We start from the raw sequence: 16,808 nt of genomic DNA, 5'->3' as shown, positions 1-16,808 counted from the left end.
CGGTGGCGGCCCCCTGCCGGACCGGCAGGAACGGCACGGCCAGGGCGAGCAGCATGCCGAGCAGTCCGCTGACCGTCGCGACGATCCTGGCCGTGCGCACGCGCGCCTTCGTATCGGCGTAAGCGGGCGTTTCGGGCGAAAGGACATCGACGGGCACAAGGATCGATGCTAGGCGAGGGACGGGGGAGGCGGGGGTGGCCTCCTCCGGTCAGGAGGCGGCCTCGTGCTCGGCGGGATCGTCCGTCGGGTCGCCGGCCAGGTCGTCGAGGGAGAGTCCGAGGACCCGGGCGAGCGCGGTGACGGTGAAGAAGGCGGGCGTGGCGATGCGTCCGGTCTCGATCTTCCGGAGGGTCTCGACGGAGATGCCGGCCTCGGCGGCGACCGTCGCCATCCCGGCGGCGCCGCGTGCCGCGCGGAGGCGTTCGCCCAGGCGTCGTCCTCGCTCGAGTTGGGCCGGAGTAAGTGGTTCGCGCACCATTCCCGTATAGTAATACCGGTATTTCTATTGGAGGTGTGATGGTCGAGTTGAAGACGCCCGGCGAGGTCGAGGCGATGCGCGCCGCCGGTGCCGTGGTCGCGGAGGCGCTGGCAACCGTGCGGGCCCACGCGGGAATCGGGGTCTGCCTGAAGGACCTCGACGACGTCGCCGCCGAGGTCCTCCGAGCCGCCGGCGCGACCTCCCCGTTCCTGGGCTACCACCCCGACTGGGCGCCGTCGCCGTTCCCCGGTGTCGTGTGCGCGAGCGTCGGCGACGCCGTCGTCCACGGCATTCCCGGCAGCTACCGGCTCCGTGACGGTGACCTGGTGAGCATCGACTGCGGGGCGGTGCTCGACGGCTGGTGCGGGGACGCCGCCGTGAGCTTCACCGTCGGGACCGCCGACCCCGAGGACCTCGCCCTGATCGCCGCGGCGGAGGACGCCCTCGCGCGCGGCGTCGCCGCGGCCGTGCCGGGAAACCGTCTCGGCGACATCGGCGCGGCGATCGGCGGATACGTCCGCTCTCGCGGCTACGGCATGCTCGCCGACCACGGCGGTCACGGCATCGGCCGCCGCATGCACGAGGACCCGCACGTGCCCAACGAGGGCCGGGTGGGGCGGGGGATGCGGCTGCGGCCGGGACTGGTGCTGGCCGTCGAGCCCCGTCGAGCCGATGCTGCACGCCGGCGGCGGCGACGCCTACCGGCACGACCCGGACGGATGGACGCTGCGCACCGCCGACGGCAGCCGGGCCGCGCACTGTGAGCACACCGTCGCGATCACCGAGGACGGACCGGTCGTCCTCACCTCCCGCTGACGGCGCATCGACCCCGGCCGTGCCGGTCCGACCTGCGACGAAGCGACCCCTGCAGGCACTAGCATCGGCCTATGGCCCGGGCGAGGACGATCGGCGAGGCCCTGCGCGACGCGGGCATCTCCGAGGTGTTCGACGACACCACCACCCGCGCGCTCTACTCGTCCGACGCCTCGCTCTACCGGGTGCCCCCGCAGGCGGTGGTGCGGCCCCGCGAGATCGACGAGGTCGGCACCGTGCTCGAGGTGTGCCGCCGGCACGGCGTTCCGCTCACCTCACGCGGCGGCGGGACCTCCGTCGCCGGCAACGCCGTCGGGCCCGGCGTCGTACTCGACTTCGCCCGCCATCTCGGCCGGGTCCTGCGGATCGACCCCGAGGCGCGCACGGCGACCGTGCAGCCCGGCGTCGTCCAGTCCGAACTGCAGCGCGCCGCCGCCCCGTACGGACTGCGCTTCGGACCCGACCCGTCCACCCACAACCGCTGCACCGTCGGCGGGATGATCGGCAACAACGCCTGCGGTGCCCGCACCCTCGGCTACGGACGCACATCCGACAACGTTCTCGGTCTCGAGGTGCTCACCGGCGCGGGCCGGCACCTGTCGCTGCCCGACGACGCCCCCGTTCTCGAATCACTGCGCCGGATCACCCTCGACCACCTCGCCACCATCCGCACCGAGTTCGGCCGGTTCGGCCGGCAGGCTTCCGGCTACGCCCTCGAACACCTGTTGCCCGAGAACGGGTTCGACGTCCTGCGCTTCTTCGTCGGCAGCGAGGGCACGCTCGGTGTCGTCACCGAGGCGACGGTGCGGCTCGTCGCCGACCCCGCGGTCCGCGTCCTGGTGGCCCTCGGCTACCCCGACATCGCGACGGCGGGCGACGCCGCGCACACGTTGCTCGGCTTCGGTCCGACCGCGTGCGAGGGGCTCGACTCGCGGATCGTCGACGTCGTGCGCGCGCGGCGCGGCGCGGCGGCGGTGCCTCCGCTGCCGCGGGGGGCGGCGTGGTTGTTCGTCGAACTGTCCGGCGACGACGCCGACGAGGTCCTGGCACGGGCGAGATCCGTCGAACACGCTGCGGTGGCGGTGGATTCACTGATCGTGACCGACCCCGGCAAGGCCGCACAGCTGTGGCGCATCCGCGAGGACGGGGCGGGACTGGCCGGGCGCAGCCCCGCCGGGCGGCCCGCCCACTCCGGCTGGGAGGACGCCGCCGTCCCGCCGGAACGGATGGGGGAGTACCTGCGCGAGTTCGAGTCGCTGCTGTCCCGGTACGGCGTGACCGGCTATCCGTACGGTCACTTCGCCGACGGCTGCATCCACATCCGCCTCGACGTGCCGCTCGAGATGCCCGGAATGTTCCGCGAATTCCTTTTCGCAGCAGGGGAACTCGTGGCGTCGTTCGGGGGGTCGATGTCGGGCGAGCACGGCGACGGCCGGGTGCGAAGCGAACTGCTGCCCCTGATGTACTCGCCGACCGCGCTGCGACTGTTCGGCGCCGTCAAGGCGGTGTTCGACCCCGAGGGCCTGCTCAATCCCGGTGTGCTCGTCGACCCGGCTCCCGTGGACCGGGACCTTCGGATCCCGGCCGCGCACCGGGTCCGGGACCTGCTCGCCTTCCGGTACGCGGGCGACGACGGCGACTTCAGGCAGGCCGTGCACCGCTGCACCGGCGTCGGCAAGTGCCGCGCCGACACCGCCGGCCTCGGCGGGGTGATGTGCCCGTCCTACCTGGCGACCCGGGAGGAGAAGGACTCCACCCGCGGCCGGGCCCGGGTCCTGCAGGAGATGCTCAACGGCACGCTCGTCACCGGGTCCTGGCGCTCACCGGAGGTGCACGAGGCCCTCGAACTGTGCCTGGCATGCAAGGGCTGTGCCTCCGACTGTCCGACCGGTGTCGACATGGCGACGTTCAAATCCGAAGTGCTGCACCAGAGTTACCGGGGTCGGCTCCGTCCCGCCACGCACTACACGCTGGGACGGCTCCCACGCTGGGCGGCGCTGGCCGGTCGCGCACCACGCGTCGTGAACACCCTCGCCAAGCTGCCGGGGGTGGCGTCCGCCGGACTGACCCTCGCCGGCGTCGACCGGCGTCGCCGCGTGCCCGAGTTCGCGCCCCGCACGTTCCGTCGCTGGTTCGCGGACACGGCGGCCGAACGTCGCACGGACGGCGAGCCCGTCCTGCTGTTCGTCGACACCTTCACCGAGTACTTCACGCCGGAGGTGGCGATCGCCGCGGTGCGGGTCCTCGAGGCGGCCGGCCGACGGGTGTGCGTGACCGAAAAGCAACAGTGCTGCGGGCTGACGTGGATCACCACCGGCCAGCTGGATACGGCCCGGAAGATCCTGGGCCGCACCATCTCCGCACTGTTCCCGGCCGGCATGCCGATCGTGGGCCTCGAGCCGTCGTGCACGGCGGTCCTGCGCTCCGACGCCGTGGAGCTGCTCGGGTTCGAACCGGCACGCGCCGTCGCGGACTCGACGGTGACGCTGGCCGAACTGCTCGGCGACTGGGAACCGCCGTCACTGTCCGGGACGTCGGTGGTGGCCCAGCCGCACTGCCACCACCACGCCGTGATGGGCTGGGGCGCCGACGCCGCGCTGCTGCGCCGGGCCGGTGCAACGGTCACCCGGCTCGGCGGATGCTGCGGTCTCGCCGGCAACTTCGGGGTGGTGCCGGCGCACTACGACGTCTCGGTCGCCGTCGCCGGGCACCAGCTGCTGCCCGCGATCGCCGCGGCGGGTCCCGACGACGTCGTGCTCGCCGACGGCTACTCCTGCCGCACCCAGATCACCGATCTCACCGAGCGTCGCGGCGTCCACCTCGCCGAGTTGCTGGCGTCCCGGTTGTGAGCCGGGGCTCGGTTCCGGGTGTCGGGACCGGGCTGGGGCGGCTCGGGTCGCCGGATCGGCACGGTGCGGTGCGGTGCGGTGCGATGAGTTTTCCGGGGCCGGCCGGTCAGTCCGTAGCGAGACCGCCACCCCGACCGAGGAGCCTGCCATGATCTCGACCACCACCCGCCCCGCCGAGCGTCCCACCGACCGGAAATTCCGCATCGCCGGCCTGGTGATCACCGGCCTCGTCGTGCTGTTCCTGCTGTTCGACGCCGCGATCCACGTCCTCAACGTCGACCAGGCGCGGCAGGCGATGATCGATCTGGGCTTCGATCCGAACCTCAACTACGTCATCGGCGTCGTCATGCTCGTGTGCCTGGCGCTGTACCTGGTCCCGGCCACCTCGATCCTCGGGGCGGTGCTGCTGACCGGGTATCTCGGCGGCGCCGTGGCCACCAACATGCTCAACGAGATGCCGCTCTTCAGCACCATCCTGTTCCCGGTCTACGTCGGTGTGTTCGTCTGGGCCGGGCTGTATCTGCGTGATCCGGTGGTGCGGTCGGTGATGCCGCTGCGCCGCGGATAGCACGCCCACGTCGCGACGGTCCGCGAACGGTGTTCGCGGACCGTCGCGTGCCCGCTATCCCGTGCGGGTGACGACGACGAACGGTCCGATCTCCGAGACCGTGAACCGCGGATCGTCGAACAGCGACTTCGGATACGTCACCGTGTAGCGACGGACGTTGGGGTCGTTGGGGTACACGTCCTCGGCGAGCCGGAGGGTGTAACCCTCGGCGCCCTGCCGGAACACGATCGCATCGGGTCCCCGCCACGGGGACTCGTCCCACGCGGCGAGCAGCTCGTCGGTCGTCTCGACCGAGGCCCAGTCCTCGATCGCGGCGGCGCGTCCCTCGAAGTCCGCCAACGGGTTCGCGTAGTGCGACGTCAGCGCCTGGAACCCGAGATACGGGTAGTAGGCGAGGAAGGCGGTGTCGGCGGTGAGGACGACGATCTCGTCGCGCGGCCGGCCCAGCGCCGCGGTGATCGTCTCGTCCAGCTCGGCGTAGTAGGCGCCCGCGCCGGGCGGACGCTGATCGGCGCGTTCACCGTTGCCGTCGGTGTCGGTGTAGGCGACGGTGATCTCGTTCGCGAGGACCTGGGGGATGTTCTGGGTGAACGCGAGCGCACCCAGCACGCCGACCGCGATGAGCGACCACCGCACCCGCTGGTTCTCGCTGGTGGCCAGCACGATCCAGCGGGTGAAGTCGACGAACGCGAACGTGCCGGCCGCCGCGAGCAGCACGAGCAGGATCACCTCGAGGCGGAAGGCCAGCAAAGTGTTGCCCAGCGCGGTCAGCGCCATCGACGCCAGGTACCACAGGTACACGGACACCACGCCGAGCCCGAGGGCCTGCGCACGCCGCGACGACGTGGCCCGCCCGACCAGCCACACCGTGCCGAGCAGGCACAGCAGCCCGATCAGGGAACCGTGGAACATCGGCAGGGGCAGCCGCGCCCCGGTCTCGGGCAGGTAGTGCGTCGCCGTGCCGGATCCGGCGGTGGACCCGCCCCGCAGCACCTCGAGCACGAACGGCGCCCACACGAGCAGCGCGACGGCGACGGCGATCCCCGCGATCACGCCCAGCCGTACCAGCACGGGGAGAGCGGCCCGCCAGGTGCCCGCCGCGCGTCGCGCGAGCACCGCGGCGACGACGGCCATCACCGTCACCGCGAACGCCGCGATCCCGAGGTAGAGGGAGTAGAACGTCGCGGCCAGGCCCAGGAAGAGCCCGGTCCCGACGACGGCTCCGCCGCCCGGTGTGTCCTTTGGGCTGCCCCAGCCGCCCAAAGGACGCACCGGGCGCGACAGCGCCCCCCACGCCATGACGAGGGCAGGCGCGATCAGCAGCGCGACGAACGCGCCGTACGGCTCCGGAGAGCCGTAGGCGAGGACGACGGCGGTGGTGGCGGTGGCGACCAGCACGGCCAGGTCGACCCGCACCAGCGCGGTCCACAGCACGAGCCCGACGACGGCGGCGACGGCCAGCGACACGATCGACCATGGCTTGAACGCCTCCCAGCCGTCCAGGCCGAGCAGGCTCGCGAAGCGGCCGCCCATCCAGAACCAGCCGGCGGGGTAGAACGGCGGCAGGTCCGCGTACGTCATGTCCCGCAGCGCGGGGGAGTCGGTGAGCCGCGTCAGGTACTCGGTGCGGAACTCCTGGTCGACGGAGATGCCGTGCAGATAGAGCTTCGTCGCCGCCAACGGCATCCCGAGGGTGACGGTGACCAGACCCGACAGACCCGCCCACGACAGCACCCGCGCGAACGCCGTCCACCGTCGCCGGCGCAGCAGCACGACCGAGCCGGCGAGCACGGCGAGCGCCCCCACCTGCAGCACCATCGTGACGGCCTGCGTGACGTTCGAGGAGTTGAATGCGGGCCACTGCACGCGCGCGAACGCGAACAGCCCCACGGCGGCGACGATCGTCGCGACGACAACCGCAGCGGCCCCCTCGCCGGCGGTGCGGAGGGCTCGCCGGAAGGGGGCCACGTCGGAAGAGGATACGACTGGGTCGGACACCCCCGCAGCCTAGATCGGCAGCTTCCGGAAGATCGCGCGCGGGATGTGCCGCAGCACCATCATCACGTACCGGAAGGCGCCCGGAGCCCAAACGATCTCCTTGCCCTTCGCGGACGCGGCGACGGCCAGCGCGGCGACGTCCTCCTTGTCGACCGTCAGCGGCGCTTCCTCGACGTGGGCGCTGAACTTGGTGCGCACCTGTCCGGGACGCACCACCGTCACCCGCGGACCGAACGGCGCCAGGGCCTCCCCGAGGCCCAGGTAGAAGCCGTCGAGCCCGGCCTTCGCGGAGCCGTACACGAAGTTGGCTCGCTTGACCCGCTCACCGGCGACGGAGGACATCGCGATGATGCGCCCGTAGCCCTGCGCCTTCATCTTCTCGCCGAGGAGCACACCGACCGACACGGCCGCGGTGTAGTTGATCTCCGCGACCCGGATGGCCTTGGTCTGGTTCTGCCACAGCTCCTCGGCGTCGGCGTCCATGCCGAACGCGACGATCGCGACGTCGACGTCCCCGGCAGGAGCGGAGCCTGCGGAGCGACCGTTTCCGGCGAGATCCCAGGCCCGGGCGATCATGTCCGGGTGGTTGCCGGTGTCGAGGGCGTCGAAATCGATCAGGTCGACCTTGGTGGCCCCCGCACCCTTCATCTGCGCGACAGCGTCGTCGCGCAGGGGGTCGTTGGGCAGCGCGGCGAGGATCACCCGGGCCGGCGCCTTGCGCAGGTACTCCTCGACGATGGCGAGTCCGATCTCGGACGTGCCACCGAGGAGCAGCAGGGTCTGGGGGTTGCCGACGGCGTTGATCATCAGTGGAGTTCCAACCTTCTGGACATATCGGAGGCGAACACGTTGGTGGGGTCGACCGAGCGGCGGATCTTGATCCATTCGCCGATGCGCGGGTACATCGCGTGGAACGTCTCGGCGGAGGTGCGCGAGTCCTTCGCGGTGTAGAGACGGCCGCCGAACTCGAGGACGCGGCGGTCGAGTTCGCGGACGAACTCGTTGAGCCCCGCCTTGATGGGGAAGTCGACGCAGATGTTCCAGCCGCGCATCGGGAAGCTCAGCGGCGCCTTGTTGCCCTCCCCGAACAGCTTGAACACGTTGAGGAACGAGTAGTGCCCCGAGCGCTGGATGTCGACGATGATCTTCTTGAACTCGTCGACCGCCTCGGTCGGCACCACGAACTGGTACTGCAGGAACCCGTTCGAGCCGTAGGCGCGGTTCCACTCCCCGAACATGTCGAGCGGGTGGTAGAACTGCGTCAGGTTCTGGACCTTGCCCGTGTAGTTGCCGGACTTGCGGTACCACAGCTCGCCGACGGCGCTGAAGGTGTACTTGTTGGCCAGGCCGTTCGGGAAGATGTCCGGGAACGTCAGCAGCGTCGGCGCGTCGAACTTCAGCGGGTTCTTCTGCAGCTTCTTCGGCAGCTGGTCGAGCTTGGCCAGCGAACCGCGCGAGATCGCGGCCCGGCCGAGCTTCGGCAGCGGCGCGACCGCGTCGAACCAGGCGCTCGAGTAGTCGTAGTTCGCCTCGGAGCCGTCGCTGTGCACGGCGATCGTCTCGTCGAGGGTGCTGGTGACCACGCCGTCGGCGATGAAGTACGCCGTCTCGGTGGGCGTCATCTCGATGGTGGCGCGCAGGATGATGCCGGTCAGGCCCATGCCGCCGACCGTCGCCCAGAACAGCTTGGAATTGCGCCCGTGGGGAGTGAGGGTGCGCACCTGGCCGTCCGCGGTGAGCAGGTCCATCGACCGGACGTGGTTGCCGAAGCTGCCCGCGCTGTGATGGTTCTTGCCGTGGATGTCCGCGCCGATCGCACCGCCCACGGTCACCTGCCGGGTGCCCGGCAGCACCGGGACCCACAGCCCGAACGGGAGCGCCGCGCGCATCAGCTGGTCCAGGTCGACGCCCGCGTCCACGGTGACCAGCCGCGATTCGCGGTCGATCGTGTGGATCCGGTCCAGCGCCGTCATGTCGACGACGAGCCCGCCCGCGTTCTGCGCCGGATCACCGTACGAGCGGCCGAGACCACGGGCGATGACACCGCGGCGCAGGTGCGACGGCTTGGACTCGTTCTGCTCCGCGACCCGGGCGACCGCCTGCGCGATCACCTCGACGTCGGGAGTGGACAGCACTTCCGCGGTGGTCGGGGCGGTGCGCCCCCAGCCGGTCAGAGTGCGGGTCTGGGTGGGGAGCGGCGCGGCGGCCGGCTCTGCAGCTGTCGTGGACATCGCCGTACAGGTTACCCGCCGGTCGCAGCGGCGAGAGTGTGTCGCCGGTGACGCCCGGCGTCCCGGCGTCCGGATTGCCGGAAGCGTCCGGCTGCGTTCCGTCGCGCAGCGGGGACGTGGGCCCCGCTCGCATAGGCTGTCGCCCGTGTCCGAGCATCCGCAGCACCCGCACTGGCAGACGCAACCGGAGCATCACGCCCCCCTACCGGTGGAGATCCCCGTCACCGACAGCACCGCGGACGAGGCGCTCGACCTGAAGACGCAGATCGTGCGGTTCGTCCTCACCGGCGGGCTGTCCGCGATCGTGGACTTCGGCCTCTACGTGCTGCTGCTCGCCGTGGGGCTGCACGTCAACGTCGCGAAGTCGCTGTCGTTCGTCGCCGGCACCACCACCGCGTACCTGATCAACCGGCGCTGGACCTTCAGGGCCGAACCGAGCCGGGCCCGGTTCGTCGCGGTGGTGATCCTGTACGCGATCACCTACGCCGTCCAGGTCGGCATCAACTACGTGTTGTACGACGCGCTGCCCGACGAGTGGTGGCGCGTGCCGCTGGCGTTCGTCGTCGCGCAGGGCACGGCCACCGTCATCAACTTCGTGGTGCAGCGCGCCGTGATCTTCCGCCTGCGCTGAGCCGTGGGGCGAGCGAATGTCTCGCTCGTCTCCGGGGCGGTACGGACCGTTCGCTCGGGGCGGCGGTCATCCGCGCTCGGCGCGACGGAAGGAGAAGTCCCGGTAGCCGAAGAAGCTCGCCGTCGCGGTCACGACGGTGATCACGATCTGCGACGGAATCGGCGGGAACCCGAGCACCGAGACGGCCACGGTCATGAGGGCGAGGTTCAGCAGGAATGCGCTCAAGTTGACCGTCACGAACCGCCACAGGTCGCGCAGGAAGTGACCGCGCACCCGGAACACCAGATAGCGGTAGGTGGAGAAGGCGCACAGCACGTTCGAGGCGTAACCCGCCACGATCGCGAAGTGGTAGCCGAGGGTGTCGCCGACGGCGAGCTGCCACACGATGAACCACGCGGTGCCCAGCGCGGTGTTGAACGCCCCCACCAGCAGGAACGCCACGGCCTGGTTCTTGAACAGGCGCATGAGCGGACCCGGCGCCCCCGTCATCCCGCCGGGCGCGCCGGCGGGCTCGGTAGCGGGATCGGGGGAGGGCACCGGCTGCGCGCTCACCCGAGGTACCGCGGCAGCGACCCGGCGGCGACGACGTCGGCCAGCGACGGTGCGGCCTTGTCCTTGGCGGAGAGTTCGTAGTGCAGGGGTGTGCCGTCGCGGCCGGTGGTGGGCCAGTCGATGCCGATCTGCGGGTCGAGGGGGTCGATCTCGTGTTCGCGGTCGGGGTTGTAGGTGGTCGAGCACAGGTAGACGACGGTGGAGCCGTCGGCGAGGGAGCAGAAGGCGTGGCCGAGGCCGTCGGGGAGGTAGATGGCGCGGCGGTCGACGTCGTCGAGCAGGACCGCGTCCCACTGTCCGAAGGTGGGGGAGCCGACGCGCAGGTCGACGGCGACGTCGAGGACCGCGCCGGCGACGCAGGTGACGTACTTGGCCTGCCCGGGCGGGACGTCGGCGTAGTGGATGCCGCGCAGCACCCCGGCGGCGGAGACCGAGCAGTTGGCCTGGGCCAGGTCGAGCGGACGGCCGGCGGCGTCGGCGAAGGTGGGTTGTTTGAACCATTCGTAGAACACGCCGCGGTCGTCGCCGAACTGGCGGGGGGTGATCTCGAAGGCGCCGGGGATCTTCAGTTCGCGGTAGTGCACCGTCAGTGTCCTTCCCGGTCGAGCAGGTCGAGCAGGTAGCTGCCGTAGCCGGATTTGACCAGCGGCGCGGCCAGGGCACGCAGCTCGTCGTCGGTGATGAAGCCGCGCCGCCACGCGACCTCCTCGGGGGCGCCGATCTTCAGGCCCTGGCGTTGTTCGATGGTACGGACGTAGTTGCAGGCGTCGAGCAGCGAGTCGAAGGTGCCGGTGTCGAGCCAGGCGGTGCCGCGGGGGAGGACTTCGACCTGGAGGCGGCCGGCCTCGAGGTAGGTGCGGTTGATGTCGGTGATCTCGTATTCGCCGCGGTCCGACGGGCGCAGGTCGCGGGCGATGGCGACGACGTCGTTGTCGTAGAAGTACAGTCCGGGCACCGCGAAGTTCGACTTGGGGGTGGCGGGTTTCTCCTCGAGCGACAGGGCTCGGCCGTCGGAGTCGAATTCGATCACGCCGTAGGCGCTGGGGTCGGACACCCGGTAGGCGAACACCGCCCCGCCGTCGAGGTCGGCGAACCGGGTGAGCTGGGTGCCCAGGCGCGGACCGTAGAAGATGTTGTCCCCGAGGACCAGGGCGACGCTGCCGTCGCCGATGTGCTCGGCGCCGAGGACGAACGCCTGGGCGAGACCGTTCGGTTCCGGCTGCACCCGGTAGGTCAGGTTCACCCCGTATCGCGACCCGTCGCCGAGCAGCCGATGGAACTGCGGAGCGTCCTCGGCGGTGGTGATGATCAGGATGTCGCGGATCCCGGCGAGCATGAGCGTCGACAGCGGGTAGTAGATCATCGGCTTGTCGTAGACCGGCACCAGCTGCTTGCTCACTCCCAGGGTGATCGGATGCAGTCGGGACCCGGTGCCGCCGGCGAGAATGATTCCGCGCATGACGGGCAGTCTCCCATCCGGGGTGGACGCGGACCAACGACCGCACCGCCGGTAGGGTTGCCGCATGCGGTTGCTCGTCACCGGCGGTGCCGGTTTCATCGGTGCGAACTTCGTGCATCGGACCGTCGCCGACCGCCCCGAGGCGCAGGTGACGGTGCTCGACAAGCTCACCTACGCCGGCAACCTCGCCTCCCTCGACCCGGTCGCCGAGCAGGTCCGCTTCGTCCGCGGCGACGTCGCCGACGCCGACCTGGTGGACGAGCTGGTGGCCGAGTCGGATCTGGTGGTGCACTTCGCCGCCGAATCGCACAACGACAACTCCCTGGCCGATCCGTCGCCGTTCGTGCAGACCAACCTGATGGGCACGTTCACCCTGCTCGAGGCGGTGCGCCGGCATGCGGTGCGCTACCACCACATCTCCACCGACGAGGTGTACGGCGATCTCGACCTCGACGATCCGGCGCGGTTCACCGAGGCCACCGCCTACAACCCGTCGAGCCCGTACTCCTCGACCAAGGCCGGCTCGGATCTGCTGGTGCGGGCGTGGGTGCGCTCGTTCGGGGTGGCGGCGACGATCTCGAACTGCTCGAACAACTACGGGCCGTACCAGCACGTGGAGAAGTTCATCCCGCGGCAGATCACCAACGTCCTCGACGGGGTGCGGCCCAGGCTGTACGGCACCGGGGCGAACGTGCGGGACTGGATCCACGTCGACGACCACAACCGGGCGGTGTGGACGATCATCGACAAGGGCGAGATCGGGCAGACCTACCTGATCGGCGCGGACGGGGAGACCGACAACCGCACCGTCGTCGAGACCGTCCTCGAGCTGTGCGGCAGGGACCGCACCGACTTCGACTTCGTCACCGACCGGCCCGGCCACGACCTGCGCTACGCGATCGACGCGACCCGGCTGCGCACCGAACTCGGCTGGCAGCCCCGCTACCGGGACTTCCGGGAGGGGCTGGCCGCGACGATCGAGTGGTACCGCACCCACGAGCACTGGTGGCGACCCCAGAAGGACGCCACCGAACAGGCCTACGCCCGATCCGGCGAGCGCACACTCGGCCGAGCCGACTGACCCATCGAGCGCCGGGTCGCCTCCAGCGTCGCGGCGATGCCGGCCGGCAGCGGCCGATGGCTGCGACGGTCCAGCTCCGGCCACACCACGGACCGTAACCGCAGGTCCCGGCCCTGCACCGACGCGAGCGGCGACGACGCCAGCACGACGTTGGGGCGACGGCGGAAGACGGTCCGGCAGGCGCCCAGGATCGCGCCGATCGTCACCGACCGGCCCGACGCGAAGATCTTGGTGCTCACCCCGCCCGGGGCGGCCTCCGCCCGGGCCAGGGCGTCGGCCACCATCTCGGCCGCGTCGGAGACGAACAGGTAGTCCCGCAGAGTGTCCATCGAGACGTAGATCGAGACCGGCGTCCCCGTGAGATACCCGCGGCACAGGTGGGAGACGAGACCCTGCGGTTTGGCGAGATTCTGGCCCGGCCCGTACAGGTTCGCGAAGCGCCCGATCACGGCGGTCGCGCCCGTCTCACGCGCGAAATCCGTGACGACGGTCTCGGCGGCCAGCTTGGCGTGTCCGTACAGACCGAGCGGGGCCGTGGGACTGTACTCGGAGTGCGGGGCGCCCGGCGCGGCCGCGTACACCCCGCCTGCCGACGACGCGTGGAACACCGTCCCCCGTTCGGCGCTGCCGCCGCCCGCGTGCGCGAGTCCGTCGAGCACGTCGCGCAGCAGGGCATTCTCGGCCGCGAAGGCCTCCGACGTCGTGCCGTTCACGCCGGCACCGGCACACCACGCGACCCGCCACGGCCCGCCCCCGGCGCCGCGGACGAACCGGTCCGCATCGGCCAGCAGCACGGTGCGGGCCTGTTCCGGCTCGTCCCACGGCACCACACTCGTCGTCACCGGGACGTCGCGGCGACGCAGCTCCCGGGTCACCCACGAACCGAGCAGCCCGCCGCTTCCGACGACCCACGTCGGCGCCGGCACGGTTACCCGCTCCGGAAGGATTCGAGGTCGGGATACCGCTGGGTGCGGCCCAGCGGGCCGGAGTCGGGATCGCTGACGATCAGGTACGGCGGTTTGCCCATCGCCGTCTTCACCGCCACCCCGACGTACTCGGCGATGACCCCGAGGGAGAACAGGACGGCACCGAATCCCAGCAGCAGGATGACCGTCGTCGAAGCCCAGCCCTGCACCGGGAAGCGGTTGCCGAGGAACAGGTAGGACACCAGCACCCACGCCGCCCACAGGAGACCGCCGACGGCCAGGACCACGCCCAGCAGGCTCACCATCCGCAGGCCCTTGGTGCCGCTCGACAGCACCATCCGCCAGAAGTGCGACAGCAGGGTGCGCAGCCGGTAGCCGGACGCCCGTCCCTGCTCCTCGCGCAGTGCGACCGGGCTGGTGCTCACCTTCCCCGCGATCCACCCCAGCGCGACGTCGAGATAGGCCTCCGAACCCGCGTAGGCGGCGAGGGACCGTCCCACCTCGCCCAGCACCAGGCGGAAGCTCTGGTAGTCGGGGCTGTCGGAGACGGACAGCACCCGGGCCAGGAACCATTTGGATCCCCTGGAGGCCACGTTCCGCAGCGCGCCGTGCGGTGCCGCGTTCGTCGGCTTCGCGTACACGACCGTCGCACCCTCGTCGAGCGCGGTGTCGAGCAGACCGCCGATGGCGGCCGGGTCGTGCTGGCCGTCCTCGTCGAGGGTGACGATCCACTCGCCGCCGCTCGACGCCATGCCCGCGAGCGTCGCCGGATGCTGGCCGAAGTTCCGGCTGAGCCACACCCCGGCGACGAACGGGTACTTCGCGGACAGTTCCCGGATGACGCGGGCCGAGTCGTCGGGGCCGTTGTCGTGGACGAGCAGAACCTCCTCGACCACCATGGGACGGCCGCCGGGGGTCAGGGTGACCTCGGTCCACGGAAGGATCTGCTCGAGCAGCTCACCCAGGGTGTGTTCGCCCTGGTAGACCGGTACGACGATCGACACGCGGTGTGGCGTGCCCGTCCCCGCCCCGTCGTCGCTGCTCACAAGTTGGGAGTGTATACGCCGGGCGGGGCTGTTTTCGGGTGCGGTCCGTGCCGATGTACGGTGACGCCGTCCACCGGCCCGCCCCGCGCCGGCCCCTTCGAGAACGGGATGAGCAGCAGTGACGAGGCCGAAACTCTCCGTCGTGATTCCGGCCTACAACAATGCGCCGTACATCGAGGCGACGGTCGAGTCCGTGCTCGGGCAGGACTTCGGGGATTTCGAACTGATCGTCGCCGACCACAGTTCCACCGACGGCACCGCCGACCTGCTCGGCAAGTACGCCGGCGACCGGCGCGTGACCCTGTTGTCGACCCCGGCGGGCGGTGGTGCGCCCCGGAACTGGCAGCGCGTGACGGCCGAGGCCACCGGCGAGTACGTCAAGCTGGTGTGCGGCGACGACCTGCTCTATCCGGGTGCCCTCGCCGCCCAGGTGGCGGCCCTGGATGCGCACCCGTCGGCGGTGGCGGTGGCGTCGCGGCGCGACATCCTCGACGCGCGCGGCACGAAGATGATCGGCGGCCGCGGGCTCCAGGGACTGTCGGGCCTGGTGCCGGGTGAGGAGGCGATCCGGCGCACCGTGCGGCTGGGCACCAACGTCTTCGGTGAGCCGATGTGCGTGACGATGCGGCGCGACGCTCTCGAACGGGCCGGCGGATGGGACGGTCGCTTCCCCTACCTCATCGACATGGCCTCCTACACGAAGGTGCTGTTCCACGGCGATCTGTATGCCCTCCGGCAGGTCGTCGGCGGGTTCCGCGTCAGTGCCGGTCAGTGGAGCGTGGCGCTCGTCGCCGAGCAGGCCCGGCAGGCGAAGGCCTACCACCGGTGGGTGGCCGGACAACTGCCCGGCGGGCTCCGGGCGGCCGATGTGTGGCAGGGAAATCGTCGCGCCGAACTCGCCGCGCTTCAGCGGCGGGTGTTCTACACCGTCTTCCGGTCGCGGCTCAGCCCCCCGTAGTTACAGCGGACCGTAGTGTCAGTCGACCGTGTCAGTCGACCGTGGTCTCAGCCCACCGTGGCGGGCGCCACGGGCACCGCGGTCTCGTCCGGATGTTCCCGCCGGGTCTTCCGCCGGTCTCGCAGGTACAGCAGTTGCATGGTCGCGGCACCGGCGAGACCGAGGCCCAGTCCGGCGAATCCGGCCCCCTGTCCCGGCGGGGTCCAGCTCACGACGAGTTCCCCCGCGTCGGTGCCGGCGGGGATGTCCACTGCGAGGAACATCTCGTCCACCGACCGCGGATCCAGCGGCCGGCCGTCCAGCGTGACCGCGTAGCCGGGCCAGTTCAGCCGGGCGAAGACGACGCGTCCGCCGTCCGCCGAATCGACGCGGACCCGGCTCGTCGCGTAGTCCTCGGCCACCGTGGTCGCGGTGACTCCCTCGGTGAAGGAGATGCGTCCGTTCCCGCCGCTGACCGGTCCGCCGATCCGTTCGAGGATCACCGCGTCCACGGCGTCCGCGGACCCGGGCGGCGACTGCACCCACCGCCAGCCGGGCGGCGCCGGCTCCGAGCCGGCGTCCGGATACTGCCGGCGCTGCAGCACGACCCGATCCACGAGCATCAGGTCCACGTACGTGCGATCGGTACTCGGCTCGGTGGCGAAGGCAGCGGCGAACGCGTCCGCACAGCTCGAACCGTCGTGCCGCATGCACAGGTGGAAGGCGAACTCCTCGAAGCCGATGGGGGTGTAGGCGTTGACGTAGGTCTCGTCGAGGGACTTGGCGAAGTTGCCGAACACCAGGGAGCGGTAGACGCCCTCCGGGTTCGCCGTCCACGGCAGCACCAGTTCGCGGTCGGCGAGTTGCAGCGTGGTGCCCGGCCGGTCCGGGAAGTTCGCCTTCGCGACCGACTGCCGGGCGGGCAGATCCCACGCGAGCGGATGCGGTGTCGTCGACGCCACCTGGAAGTACACGACGGGCAGTGCCGAGAGCAGCAGGAGCGTCGCGACCGTCCGCTCACCGGCGCGGAGCGCGGCCCACAGGACGACGGCCCCGACGAGGAGGACGGCACCCGCCCACAGCAGGTGACGATTCATGAACTCGGGGGACGAGGATCCGGAACGCAGCGTCATCAACAGCACGAGTGTGGCCGCCGCGCCCGCGCGGACCCGGATCCCGCGGAGTGTGCCGTGGCGGCTGAGCAGCACGCACACCACCACGAGCGTCGCGAGAGCGAAC

Annotated in this window: 14 protein-coding genes and 2 pseudogenes; 6 read left to right on the top strand and 10 right to left on the bottom strand. The window is 70.9% G+C overall.

The features are described 5' to 3' along the window. Window positions 1–208 precede the first annotated feature (208 nt). Complete coding sequence (locus OEY_RS29000) at window positions 209–478, bottom strand: helix-turn-helix domain-containing protein (protein ID WP_026137866.1); 270 nt, start codon at window positions 476–478, stop codon at window positions 209–211. 38 nt (window positions 479–516) lie between these two features. Here OEY_RS29000 and map point away from each other — a divergent pair. The 3 genes and pseudogenes from map to OEY_RS0123320 all read left to right on the top strand — a co-directional run bounded on the left by map (window position 517) and on the right by OEY_RS0123320 (window position 4,708). After that, window positions 517–1,294 (top strand): annotated as a pseudogene (gene map / locus OEY_RS28995) (type I methionyl aminopeptidase). Window positions 1,295–1,365: 71 nt separating this feature from the next. Continuing rightward, on the top strand, window positions 1,366–4,140 hold the full coding sequence (locus tag OEY_RS0123325; RefSeq protein ID WP_010596176.1) for an FAD-binding and (Fe-S)-binding domain-containing protein: 2,775 nt from the start codon (window positions 1,366–1,368) through the stop codon (window positions 4,138–4,140). Window positions 4,141–4,288: 148 nt separating this feature from the next. Continuing rightward, on the top strand, window positions 4,289–4,708 hold the full coding sequence (locus OEY_RS0123320) for a DoxX family protein (protein ID WP_010596175.1): 420 nt from the start codon (window positions 4,289–4,291) through the stop codon (window positions 4,706–4,708). Between the two features lie 54 nt (window positions 4,709–4,762). On the opposite strand, the gene OEY_RS0123315 is transcribed toward OEY_RS0123320, so the two are convergent. The 3 genes from OEY_RS0123315 to OEY_RS0123305 are packed head-to-tail and all read right to left on the bottom strand — an operon-like array spanning window position 4,763 to window position 8,937. Further along, on the bottom strand, window positions 4,763–6,676 hold the full coding sequence (locus OEY_RS0123315) for a galactan 5-O-arabinofuranosyltransferase (protein ID WP_010596174.1): 1,914 nt from the start codon (window positions 6,674–6,676) through the stop codon (window positions 4,763–4,765). A 39-nt stretch (window positions 6,677–6,715) separates the two neighbouring features. Then, window positions 6,716–7,513 (bottom strand): decaprenylphospho-beta-D-erythro-pentofuranosid-2-ulose 2-reductase, encoded by a 798-nt coding sequence (locus tag OEY_RS0123310; protein WP_010596173.1) that lies wholly within the window; start codon window positions 7,511–7,513, stop codon window positions 6,716–6,718. Next, on the bottom strand, window positions 7,513–8,937 hold the full coding sequence (locus OEY_RS0123305) for an FAD-binding oxidoreductase (protein ID WP_010596172.1): 1,425 nt from the start codon (window positions 8,935–8,937) through the stop codon (window positions 7,513–7,515). Before OEY_RS0123305 ends, OEY_RS0123310 begins: the two co-directional genes overlap by 1 nt. Before the next feature lie 208 nt (window positions 8,938–9,145). On the opposite strand from OEY_RS0123305, the gene OEY_RS0123300 reads away from it, so the two are divergent. Next, window positions 9,146–9,568, top strand: a complete 423-nt coding sequence (locus OEY_RS0123300; RefSeq protein ID WP_051009409.1) for a GtrA family protein — start codon at window positions 9,146–9,148, stop codon at window positions 9,566–9,568. A 66-nt stretch (window positions 9,569–9,634) separates the two neighbouring features. On the opposite strand, the gene OEY_RS0123295 is transcribed toward OEY_RS0123300, so the two are convergent. The 3 genes from OEY_RS0123295 to rfbA are packed head-to-tail and all read right to left on the bottom strand — an operon-like array spanning window position 9,635 to window position 11,579. Continuing rightward, window positions 9,635–10,120 (bottom strand): GtrA family protein, encoded by a 486-nt coding sequence (locus OEY_RS0123295; protein WP_029540188.1) that lies wholly within the window; start codon window positions 10,118–10,120, stop codon window positions 9,635–9,637. Beyond that, complete coding sequence (gene rfbC / locus OEY_RS0123290) at window positions 10,117–10,704, bottom strand: dTDP-4-dehydrorhamnose 3,5-epimerase (protein ID WP_010596169.1); 588 nt, start codon at window positions 10,702–10,704, stop codon at window positions 10,117–10,119. Before rfbC ends, OEY_RS0123295 begins: the two co-directional genes overlap by 4 nt. A 2-nt stretch (window positions 10,705–10,706) precedes the next feature. Beyond that, on the bottom strand, window positions 10,707–11,579 hold the full coding sequence (gene rfbA, locus OEY_RS0123285) for a glucose-1-phosphate thymidylyltransferase RfbA (protein WP_010596168.1): 873 nt from the start codon (window positions 11,577–11,579) through the stop codon (window positions 10,707–10,709). Window positions 11,580–11,643: 64 nt separating this feature from the next. Here rfbA and rfbB point away from each other — a divergent pair, with 64 nt between their 5' ends. Beyond that, window positions 11,644–12,660, top strand: coding sequence for a dTDP-glucose 4,6-dehydratase (gene rfbB / locus OEY_RS0123280; RefSeq protein WP_010596167.1), 1,017 nt, complete (start codon window positions 11,644–11,646; stop codon window positions 12,658–12,660). Here rfbB and OEY_RS0123275 read toward each other — a convergent pair. Together OEY_RS0123275 and OEY_RS0123270 are read right to left on the bottom strand one after the other, a co-directional pair. Then, complete coding sequence (locus OEY_RS0123275; RefSeq protein ID WP_010596166.1) at window positions 12,618–13,586, bottom strand: NAD-dependent epimerase/dehydratase family protein; 969 nt, start codon at window positions 13,584–13,586, stop codon at window positions 12,618–12,620. The two genes, rfbB and OEY_RS0123275, sit on opposite strands and share 43 nt — an antisense overlap. Before the next feature lie 2 nt (window positions 13,587–13,588). Continuing rightward, complete coding sequence (locus tag OEY_RS0123270) at window positions 13,589–14,590, bottom strand: glycosyltransferase (protein WP_010596165.1); 1,002 nt, start codon at window positions 14,588–14,590, stop codon at window positions 13,589–13,591. Window positions 14,591–14,750: 160 nt separating this feature from the next. Between OEY_RS0123270 and OEY_RS0123265 the strand changes: the two genes are divergently transcribed. Then, a complete protein-coding gene (locus OEY_RS0123265; RefSeq protein WP_010596164.1) occupies window positions 14,751–15,590 on the top strand; it encodes a glycosyltransferase family 2 protein in 840 nt (279 codons plus the stop codon). A gap of 47 nt (window positions 15,591–15,637) precedes the next feature. On the opposite strand, the pseudogene OEY_RS28990 reads toward OEY_RS0123265, so the two are convergent. After that, window positions 15,638–16,808 (bottom strand): annotated as a pseudogene (locus tag OEY_RS28990) (hypothetical protein); the annotation flags it as partial.

Source organism: Rhodococcus sp. P14 (genome assembly GCF_000256505.1).
GTDB lineage: Bacteria > Actinomycetota > Actinomycetes > Mycobacteriales > Mycobacteriaceae > Rhodococcus > Rhodococcus ruber.
The sequence above is the reverse complement of the archived record's forward strand: the minus strand, read 5'-3'. Positions and strand labels throughout refer to the sequence as shown.

Bases quoted from the DNA above. Each gene is read 5' to 3' on its own strand.
- OEY_RS0123320 (WP_010596175.1), top strand. From the start codon at position 4,289: ATGATCTCGACCACCACCCGCCCCGCCGAGCGTCCCACCGACCGGAAA.
- OEY_RS0123305 (WP_010596172.1), bottom strand. From the start codon at position 8,937: ATGTCCACGACAGCTGCAGAGCCGGCCGCCGCGCCGCTCCCCACCCAG.
- rfbB (WP_010596167.1), top strand. From the start codon at position 11,644: ATGCGGTTGCTCGTCACCGGCGGTGCCGGTTTCATCGGTGCGAACTTC.
- OEY_RS0123310 (WP_010596173.1), bottom strand. From the start codon at position 7,513: ATGATCAACGCCGTCGGCAACCCCCAGACCCTGCTGCTCCTCGGTGGC.
- OEY_RS29000 (WP_026137866.1), bottom strand. From the start codon at position 478: ATGGTGCGCGAACCACTTACTCCGGCCCAACTCGAGCGAGGACGACGC.
- rfbA (WP_010596168.1), bottom strand. From the start codon at position 11,579: ATGCGCGGAATCATTCTCGCCGGCGGCACCGGGTCCCGACTGCATCCG.
- OEY_RS0123325 (WP_010596176.1), top strand. From the start codon at position 1,366: ATGGCCCGGGCGAGGACGATCGGCGAGGCCCTGCGCGACGCGGGCATC.